At 71.9% G+C, this 6661-nt stretch carries 5 protein-coding genes; all 5 read left to right on the top strand.

The features are described 5' to 3' along the window. Positions 1-243: 243 nt before the first annotated feature. Entirely contained in the window at positions 244-1008 is a 765-nt protein-coding gene (locus E4099_RS27050) for an IclR family transcriptional regulator (RefSeq protein WP_135341749.1), read from the top strand. A 309-nt stretch (positions 1009-1317) separates the two neighbouring features. Further along, entirely contained in the window at positions 1318-2085 is a 768-nt protein-coding gene (locus E4099_RS27045) for an MIP/aquaporin family protein (RefSeq protein ID WP_135341748.1), read from the top strand. A 44-nt stretch (positions 2086-2129) separates the two neighbouring features. After that, positions 2130-3665: a glycerol kinase GlpK gene (glpK, locus tag E4099_RS27040; RefSeq protein WP_135341747.1), complete on the top strand. Its 1536-nt coding sequence runs from the start codon at positions 2130-2132 to the stop codon at positions 3663-3665. A 4-nt stretch (positions 3666-3669) separates the two neighbouring features. Next, on the top strand, positions 3670-5283 hold the full coding sequence (locus tag E4099_RS27035) for a glycerol-3-phosphate dehydrogenase/oxidase (RefSeq protein ID WP_135341746.1): 1614 nt from the start codon (positions 3670-3672) through the stop codon (positions 5281-5283). 243 nt (positions 5284-5526) lie between these two features. Beyond that, on the top strand, positions 5527-6661 hold a 1135-nt coding region (locus tag E4099_RS27030), incomplete at its 3' end, for a PLP-dependent cysteine synthase family protein (RefSeq protein WP_135341745.1).

The raw sequence follows: 6661 nt of genomic DNA, 5'->3' as shown, positions 1-6661 counted from the left end.
GAAGACCCCTGGTGGGGGGAGCCGGAGAGGCACCGTGCGGCGGGCCGGAGACCCGCGGCCGGACGGGGGGTGGCGCGGGCCCCGGGCGGCGGGCCGGAGACACGCCGGGCGCAGGCGCGCCGGTCCGGTCCGAGAGGGCGTCCGGCGGAGGGATCGCGCCGATGATCCTTGCCAGTACCGCGGAGTCGGCATGGACCGATAAGTGTTCAGCATTGTCGAACTGCATCTTGGGGAGGTATCGCGATGGCACGGACCATCCAGTCACTGGAGCGGGCTGCCGCCATGCTGCGTCTGCTGGCGGGTGGGGAGCGCCGTCTGGGCCTGTCCGACATCGCAGCCGCCCTGGGGCTCGCCAAGGGCACCGCGCACGGCATCCTGCGCACCCTCCAGCAGGAGGGGTTCGTCGAGCAGGACCCCGCCTCCGGCCGCTATCAGCTGGGCGCCGAGCTGCTCCGGCTGGGCAACAGCTATCTGGACGTGCACGAGCTACGCGCCCGCGCCCTGGTCTGGACCGACGACCTGGCCCGCTCCAGCGGGGAGAGCGTCTACCTCGGAGTGCTGCACCAGCAGGGGGTGCTGATCGTGCACCACGTCTTCCGCCCGGACGACAGCCGCCAGGTGCTCGAGGTGGGGGCCATGCACCCGCTGCACAGTACCGCGCTGGGCAAGGTGCTCTCGGCGTACGACCCGGTGGCGCACAGCGAGGCCGCGGAGGCCGAGCGGAAGGCGTTCACCCCGCGCACCGTGACCGCCCTGGCGGACTTCGAGGGCGTGCTGGACCTCACCCGGGCCCGCGGCTGGGCCTCGGACGTGGAGGAGACCTGGGAGGGGGTGGCCTCGGTGGCCGCCCCGATCCACGACCGGCGGCGGATGCCGGTGGGCGCGGTGGGCATCACCGGCGCCGTGGAGCGGGTCTGCGGGGCGGGCGAGCTGCGCTCCGAGCTGGTCGCGGCGGTACGCGACTACGCCCGCGCGATCTCCCGAGACCTGGGCGCCAGCCCCTTCTGAGCGGCCGCCGGCCCCTTCTGGTCGGATTCTGGTCGCACCGGTTCCGGCCACCCGTTCCGCGGCCGGAGTCCCCTCCGTCCGCTTCATCACGGTTGGGTTACCAGCCGGTTTTCCTTATCTCGCAACCCTTGACGCTCTCTACACGGTGCAGAAAACTGCCGTTCATCGGTCGGCATTGTCGAACACCTGACGACATCTTCGCTATGGTGGACTCGCCGCGGGCCGACCAACGCCCTCACCGAGAGGGCGCGGACCACCGGAGAGGCCGGGGGTTCGCCTTCCCCTGGACGAAGGACAAAGGAGTCGCGGGTGTCCAGCTCCGACATCTTCATCGGCGAGACCATCGGTACCGCCGTACTCATCCTGCTCGGCGGCGGCGTCTGCGCCGCCGCCACGCTGAAGAGTTCCAAGGCACGCAACGCGGGATGGGTCGCCATCACCTTCGGGTGGGGCTTCGCCGTGCTCACCGGCGCGTACATATCGGCTCCCCTCTCCGGCGCTCACCTCAACCCTGCCGTCACTCTCGGCCTGGCGATAGAGGGCGGCACCGAGTGGAGCGATGTGCCGCTCTACATGGGCTCCCAGATGCTGGGCGCGATCATCGGCGCCGCGCTGGTCTACGTGACCTACCTGGGCCAGTTCCAGGCCCACCTCACCGACGCGGAGATCGTCGGTTCCGGCAAGGTCGACTCCTCGGCCCCCGGCCCGGTGCTCGGTGTGTTCTCCACCGGCCCGGAGATCCGCAACACCGTGCAGAACATGGCCACCGAGATCATCGCCACCGCCGTCCTGGTGCTGGCCATCCTCACCCAGGGCCTCAACGACGGCGGCCACGGCCTGGGCATCCTCGGTGTCCTGATCACCTCGTTCGTCGTCGTCGGGATAGGCCTGTCGCTGGGCGGCCCGACCGGCTACGCCATCAACCCGGCCCGTGACCTGGGCCCGCGCATCACCCACGCCCTCCTGCCGCTGCCCAACAAGGGCGGGTCGGACTGGGGCTACGCCTGGATTCCCGTTGTCGGCCCGCTGGTGGGCGCCGCTCTCGGCGCCGGCCTCTACAAGCTGGCCTTCGTCTGAGCCTGACGCCCCATCCCCTTGACCTCTCAGGAGAGCTGCACACCATGACCGACACCCACGCCACCCACGGCCACGGCCCCTTCATCGCGGCGATCGACCAGGGCACCACGTCCAGCCGCTGCATCGTCTTCGACCGCGACGGCCGCATCGTCTCCGTCGACCAGAAGGAGCACGAGCAGATCTTCCCCAAGCCGGGCTGGGTGGAGCACGACGCCACCGAGATCTGGGAGAACGTCCAGGAGGTGGTGGCCGGCGCCATCACCAAGGCGGGGATCACCGCCGCGGACGTCAAGGCGATCGGCATCACCAACCAGCGTGAGACCACGCTGCTGTGGGACAAGAACACCGGCGAGCCGGTCCACAACGCCCTGGTCTGGCAGGACACCCGTACCGACGCGCTCTGCCGGGAGCTCGGCCGCAACGTGGGCCAGGACCGCTTCCGCCGCGAGACCGGCCTGCCGCTCGCCTCGTACTTCGCCGGCCCGAAGATCCGCTGGCTGCTGGACAACGTCGAGGGCCTGCGCGAGCGCGCCGAGGCCGGCGACATCCTCTTCGGCACCATGGACTCCTGGGTCATCTGGAACCTCACCGGCGGTGTCGACGGCGGCGTGCACGTCACCGACGTCACCAACGCCTCCCGCACCCTGCTGATGAACCTCCGCACCCTCGACTGGGACGAGCGCATCCTGTCCTCGATGGAGATCCCGGCGGCCGTGCTGCCCGAGATCCGCTCCTCCGCCGAGGTGTACGGCACCACCGCGGACGGCGTGCTGGCGGGCGTGCCGGTGGCCTCCGCGCTCGGTGACCAGCAGGCGGCCCTGTTCGGCCAGACCTGTTTCTCCGAGGGCGAGGCCAAGTCGACGTACGGCACCGGCACCTTCCTGCTGATGAACACCGGCGGCGAGCCGGTCAACTCCTACAACGGCCTGCTGACCACCGTCGGCTACCGGATCGGCGACCAGAAGCCGGTGTACGCCCTGGAGGGCTCGATCGCCGTCACCGGGTCGCTGGTGCAGTGGATGCGCGACCAGATGGGGCTGATCAACAGCGCGGCCGAGATCGAGACCCTGGCCAGCTCGGTCGAGGACAACGGCGGCGCCTACTTCGTGCCGGCCTTCTCCGGCCTGTTCGCCCCGTACTGGCGCGATGACGCGCGCGGTGTCATCGCCGGCCTGACCCGGTACGTCACCAAGGCGCACATCGCCCGCGCGGTGCTGGAGGCCACGGCCTGGCAGACCCGCGAGATCGTCGACGCGATGACCAAGGACTCCGAGGTCGTCCTGACCGCGCTGAAGGTCGACGGCGGCATGACCTCCAACAACCTGCTGATGCAGACGCTCGCCGACGTCCTGGACGCGCCCGTGGTGCGCCCGATGGTCGCCGAGACCACCTGCCTCGGCGCCGCCTACGCCGCCGGCCTGGCCGTCGGCTTCTGGCCGGACACCGACGCGCTGCGCGCCAACTGGCGCCGCGCCGCCGAATGGACCCCCCGTATGGACGCGGACGTTCGCGACCGCGAGTACAAGAACTGGCTCAAGGCCGTCGAGCGGACCATGGGCTGGATCGAGGACGAGGAGTAATCATATGACCACCCTGCAGAGCGCCCCGGCCCTTGGGGCGCACCCGGCTGCCGGTTCTCACCCGACCCGCGCCGAGACCCGGGAACAGCTGTCCAAGGCTTCTTACGACCTCCTGGTGATCGGCGGCGGCATCCTGGGCATCACCACTGCCTGGCATGCCGCGCAGTCCGGGCTGCGGGTGGCCATGGTGGACGCCGGCGACTTCGCCGGCGCCACCTCCTCCGCTTCCTCCAAGCTGCTCCACGGCGGCCTGCGCTACCTCCAGACCGGTGCGGTCAAGCTGGTCGCCGAGAACCACTTCGAGCGGCGTGCGGTCTCCCGCAACGTGGCCCCGCACCTGGCCAACCCGCTCACCTTCTACCTGCCGGTCTACAAGGGCGGCCCGCACGGCGCGGCCAAGCTCGGTGCCGGTGTGTTCGCCTACTCCGCGCTGTCCGCCTTCCGGGACGGGGTCGGGCACGTCATCGGCGCCGACAAGGCGGCACGGGACGTACCGGAGCTGCGCACCGAGAACCTCAAGGCGGTCGCGGTCTACGGCGACGGCCAGATGAACGACAGCCGGATGGCGCTGATGACCGTGCGCGCCGCGGTCGAGGCCGGCGCCACCGTGCTCAACCACGCCGAGGTCACCGGGCTGCGCTTCACCAACGGCCGGGTCACCGGCGCGGAACTCAAGGACCGGCTGGACGGCGCCGAGTTCGGCGTCGACGCGCGGCTGGTGCTGAACGCCACCGGGCCCTGGGTCGACCACCTGCGAAAGATGGAGGACCCGAACGCCGCCCCGTCCATCCGGCTCTCCAAGGGCGCCCACCTGGTGCTCAAGCGCACCTCGCCGTGGCGGGCCGCGCTGGCGACCCCGATCGACAAGTACCGCATCACCTTCGCCCTCCCGTGGGAGGACATGCTGCTGCTGGGCACCACGGACGAGGAGTTCGAGGGCGACCCGGCGGACTGCGCGGTGAACGAGAAGGACATAGCCCAGATCCTGGACGAGGCCGCCTTCTCCATCCGGGACCAGCAGCTCTCCCGCGACCTGATCACCTACTCCTTCGCCGGCCTGCGGGTGCTGCCGGGCGGCCCCGGCGACACCGCCAAGGCCAAGCGGGAGACCGTGGTGACCGAGGGCAAGGGCGGCATGCTGTCCATCGCGGGCGGCAAGTGGACCACCTTCCGGCACATCGGCCGCACCGTGATGAACAAGCTGGCCCAGCTGCCGGGGCACCCGCTCGCGGGCGACATGGAGCCCATGTCCCAGCTGCCCAAGCACGTGCCGCTGCCGGGGCTGGCCAACCCGCAGGCGGTCGCGCACCGGCTGCTGGTGGACCGCGGCGCCCCGGGCCCGCGGATGGACGCGGACACCGCCCGCCACCTGGCCACCCACTACGGCTCGCTCTCCTTCGACATCGCCCGGCTGGCCAACGAGGACCCGGCCCTGGGCGAGCGGATCCACCCGGACGCCCCGGAGATCTGGGCGCAGGTGGCCTACGCCCGCGACCTGGAGTGGGCTCAGACCGCCGATGACGTGCTGCGCCGCCGCACCACGCTGACCATCCGCGGCCTGGACACCGACGAGGTCCGCGGCAGGGTCCAGGAGATGCTGGACCGCCGCGCCTCCTGACGCGCCGTCATCGGGCGCCCTGTCGCGCGCCGTACAGGAAGGGGAGGGACTCCGCACCGGGTCCCTCCCCTTCCGCGTACTCCGTGGGCGTGCCGTACCGCGGATCTCCACGCCGGTCCGGGTTCGGGCTGCCAGAGTGGCCACGCGGTGGCGGCGCGGCCCGCTCCCCCGCCCTTGGGTGGTGCCGTACGCCCCGCTCCGTACCGGACCGGCCGCCCCGGCGGCCCAAGGCAAGGAGCCCTGATGGACGTCCACGCGTCACTGCTCTCGGCGGTCGGCGAGACCCCGCTGGTGCGGCTGAACCGGGTCACCGCCCGGCTGAGCACCCCCGTCTACGCCAAGCTGGAGTACGTCAATCCCGGTGGCAGTGTGAAGGACCGGGCCGCGCTGTCGATGGTGTCGGCCGCCGAGGAGGCGGGGCTGCTGGCACCCGGCGGCACCATCGTCGAGGGCACCTCGGGCAACACCGGGGTGGGTCTCGCGATGGTGGCCGCGCAGCGCGGCTACCGCTGTGTGTTCACCCTGCCGGACAAGACCAGCGCGGAGAAGATCGCCGTTCTCCGGGCCTACGGGGCCGAGGTGGTGGTGTGCCCGAGCGGGCTGCCGCTCGAACACCCGGACCACGTCTTCAACACGGCCGTCCGGATCGCGGCCGAGCGGCCCGGCGGCTGGCACGCCAACCAGTACGACAACGCCGCCAATCCGGCGGCGCACTACCGCACCACGGGCCCGGAGATCTGGCGGCAGACGGACGGCCGGATCACCCATCTGGTGGCCGGGGTGGGGACCGGCGGCACCCTCACCGGGGCCGGCGAGTACCTCAGGGAGGCCGCCGGCGGCCGGGTGACGGTGGTCGGGGCCGATCCGGAGGCCTCGGTGTACGGCGGCGGGGACGGGCGCCCGTACTTCGTGGAGAGCATCGGCCACGTCCTGCACCCGGAGACGGTGGAGGACCGCTGGCCCGAGTCCTACCGCCCGGAGGCGGTGGACCGTATCGAGCGGATCGGCGACCGCGAGTCGCTGCTCACCGCCCGCCGGCTGGCCCGCGAGGAGGGGCTGCTGGTCGGCGGCTCGGCCGGGACCGCGGTGGCGGCGGCGCTGCGGGTCGCGGCGGAGGCGGGCCCGGACGACCTGGTGGTCGTGGTGCTGCCGGACTCCGGTCGCAACTACCTCTCCACGGTGCATGACGACGCCTGGCTGCGGCACTGGGGATTCCTGGACGGCGACGGCGGCGGCCCGGTGGTCGGGGAGGCCGGCAGTGTGCCGATCGGCCCTCGGCTGCGGCCCGCCGACACCGTTCGGCAGGCCCTGGACGTGCTGGCCGGGCCGAGCGGTGCGCGCCCCGGGCGGGAGGGGGCGGCGCTGGTGACCGTGGCGG

Origin of the sequence: Streptomyces palmae, assembly GCF_004684805.1 — a bacterium.
Lineage (GTDB): Bacteria > Actinomycetota > Actinomycetes > Streptomycetales > Streptomycetaceae > Streptomyces > Streptomyces palmae.
This window is presented reverse-complemented; position numbering and strand designations above follow the sequence as displayed.

Excerpts from the sequence above, each read along its gene's own strand:
- E4099_RS27050 (WP_135341749.1), top strand. The coding sequence starts at position 244 with ATGGCACGGACCATCCAGTCACTGGAGCGGGCTGCCGCCATGCTGCGT.
- glpK (WP_135341747.1), top strand. The coding sequence starts at position 2,130 with ATGACCGACACCCACGCCACCCACGGCCACGGCCCCTTCATCGCGGCG.
- E4099_RS27035 (WP_135341746.1), top strand. The coding sequence starts at position 3,670 with ATGACCACCCTGCAGAGCGCCCCGGCCCTTGGGGCGCACCCGGCTGCC.